Here is a 2,902-nt window from a genome sequence, read left to right as displayed (position 1 = left end):
TCTCCCCGCGCGCGGTGAGAGGGTTAGGGCAAGGGGCAGGGAGAGTGGCTGCGCTGACGCGGCTCGTCGCCCAGCCCCTCAACCTAGCCTTCTCCCCGTAAACGGGGAGAGGGGACGCGGTGCGTCAGTCGCCTTGCAGGCCCCGCGCCGACCTCGGCGCCAGCTCTTCATTGATTGCTTGGAGGCGATTATGCGCGAGAGGAATTCGAACTCAAGGATGGCCCGGAGGGCCGCCGCCGGAGGCGGTGCTTCGCATCCTTGACTTCGAATTTCTCTCGCGCTTCGCTCCGCCAAGCAACCAATGAAGGACTCCGCCTTCCTCGCTTAGCCTCAAACTCCGTGAGCGTGGACAATCGGCATGGCGAACCATCGAAAGCGCGACAAGGACGAGCAGCGCTCCGCTGAGGAACCGATATTGGGCGCCGGCAATCCAGTCGACGCGTGAACACGCGTCAGCGAATTCGCTGCCCCGGGGCGGCCGCGCAAACCGATTGACGCGAAAGCGCTGAGCCGTTTGACCGACGGCACGCATAAGCAGAGCGAACCAGCCGGCGATTTTGTTCGGCGCGCGCGAGACGACAGCCGCTATTGATCCGTTGCCTCGACGCGTCCGTTCCGGGCGCGTTTCATACTTTGGGCGCGCGCGAAGAATCGTGCTAACCGGTTCGGTCGTCCCCTGCCCGGCGCCGCATGACCCCGCAAGATTTCATCCACAAGTGGAAGCCCGTCGCGCTGACCGAACGCGCGACCGCGCAGGAGCACTTTCTCGATCTTTGCCGCCTGCTCGAACACCCGACCCCGGCCGAGGACGACCCTGTCGGCGACCACTTCACCTTCGAGAAGGGCGTCCCCAAGACCGGCGGCGGCGACGGCTTCGCCGACGTGTGGAAGAAGGGCTTCTTCGCCTGGGAATACAAGAAGAAGAAGCGCGATCTCGACAAGGCGCTGGAGCAGCTCACCCGCTACGCCGCGGCGCTGGAGAACCCGCCGCTGCACGTCGCCTGCGACACCCATCTCTTCCGGGTCGAGACGCGCTGGACCAACGAGGTCCCCGCCAAATACGAATTCGAACTCGACGACCTCGCCGAGCCGGAGAATCTCGCGATCCTTCACGCGGTGTTCTTCGATCCCGACAAGCTGCGCTCGGGGCGCACGCGCGCCAAGCTGACCAAGGACGCCGCCGACAAGTTCCAGACGATCTCCGACTCGCTGCAGCACCGCAATCCCGACCGCGAGGCGGTGGCGCATTTCGTCAACCAGCTGGTGTTCTGCTTCTTCGCCGACAGCGTCGGCCTGCTGCCGCACGGCGTCTGGCGCAAGCTCATCGAGGCCTGCTCGCGCAAGCCCGAGAAGAGCCGGGAATGGCTCGAGCAATTGTTCGCCGACATGAAGGACGGCGGCGACTTCAATCTCGAGGACATCGCCCAGTTCAACGGCGGCCTGTTCGACGGCCGCCCGCCGCTCAGGCTCGAACACACCGAGATCGGCCTGCTGTTCGCCGCGGCGAGCCTCGACTGGAGCCTGATCGACCCGACCATCTTCGGCACGTTGTTCGAGCGCTTCCTCGACCCCGACAAGCGCGCCCAGATCGGCGCCCATTACACCGATCCCGACAAGATCATGATGATCGTCGAGCCGGTCGTCGCGCGCCCGCTCAGGCGCGAATGGGAGACGGCGAAAGCCGAGATCGAGGCGATCATGGCGCCGGCGCTGGCCGCCTCCGCGGGCGCCGGCAAGGCGGCGAGCCAGAACCTCGCCAAGCGCTTCGAGGCCGCGCGCGCCAAGGCCGAGGCGAGGCGCGACGCCTTCATCGACCGGCTGTGCGCCCTGCGCATTCTCGATCCGGCCTGCGGCTCCGGCAATTTCCTCTATCTCGCGCTACAGGCGGTCAAGGACATCGAATATCGCGCCATCCTCGAATGCGAGACGCTCGGCCTCGGCATGATCGTGCCGCGTGTCGGTCCCGAAATCCTGCATGGCGTCGAGATCAACCCGTTCGCCGCCGAACTCGCGCGCACGACGATCTGGATCGGCGACATCCAGTGGCGGGTGAAGAACGCCATCACCCACCACCCCCGCCCGATCCTGCGCAAGCTCGATTCGATCGAATGCCGCGACGCGCTGCTGACGGCGGTGGGAGAGGCAGCGGCGGGAACCGCCAATCCGCCTCGCCGCGTCATGGCCGGGCTTGACCCGGCCATGACGGCGAGAGACGACAAAACTAAATCGCCCTCGCGCTTCGTCGAGGCGTCGTGGCCAGAAGCGGATTTCATCGTCGGCAACCCGCCGTTTCTCGGCGGCAAGTTGCTGCGCCGCGGTCTCGGCGACGACAACGTGGAGACGCTGTTTCGCGTCTATGAAGGGCGCGTGCCGGCCGAAGCCGATCTGGTCTGCTACTGGTTCGCCAAGGCGTGGCAGGCGGTGCAGACCGGCCGCGCCAAGCGCGTCGGGCTGGTGTCGACGAACTCGATCCGCGGCGGCGCCAATCGCAAGGTTCTCGAACCGATCGCAGAGGCGGGCGCGGTCTTCGAAGCGTGGAGCGACGAGGCGTGGACAGTCGATGGCGCCGCGGTAAGGGTGAGCTTGGTGTGCTTCCAAAGCGGCGCGGTTCCTCACGATAGCCCTCATCCTGAGCCGCCTGCGTCAGCGGGCGAGTCGAAGGACGAGGGCGGCCCCGCCGCGCTGGCGCCGGCGCGCCATGCGCCCTCGCCCTTCGAGACGGCGGCTGCGCCGCCTCCTCAGGGTGAGGGCGTTCTGGGCTTGGGCGCGGTCGAAGTCCGCCGGGACTGTCAGGAATCTTGTGTGCGGGGCCCGGGTTGACCATCACGCTTTGACGAACCTGTCGTCGAACATGATGGCGAATTGGGTCTTTGCCTCGCACCATTCGCGCGGCGGCATTTTC

General features: G+C 66.4%; 1 protein-coding gene. It reads left to right on the top strand.

Translation table 11 applies throughout. The features are described 5' to 3' along the window. Positions 1-690 precede the first annotated feature (690 nt). Positions 691-2,820 carry a DNA methyltransferase gene (locus ABSF49_RS21385; RefSeq protein ID WP_424114649.1) on the top strand — a complete coding sequence of 710 codons (2,130 nt, stop codon included), beginning with the start codon at positions 691-693 and terminating at the stop codon, positions 2,818-2,820. The last annotated feature ends 82 nt before the right edge of the window (positions 2,821-2,902 follow it).

Source organism: Roseiarcus sp., assembly GCF_049514155.1.
Classification (GTDB): domain Bacteria; phylum Pseudomonadota; class Alphaproteobacteria; order Rhizobiales; family Beijerinckiaceae; genus Roseiarcus.
The sequence above is the reverse complement of the archived record's forward strand: the minus strand, read 5'-3'. Positions and strand labels throughout refer to the sequence as shown.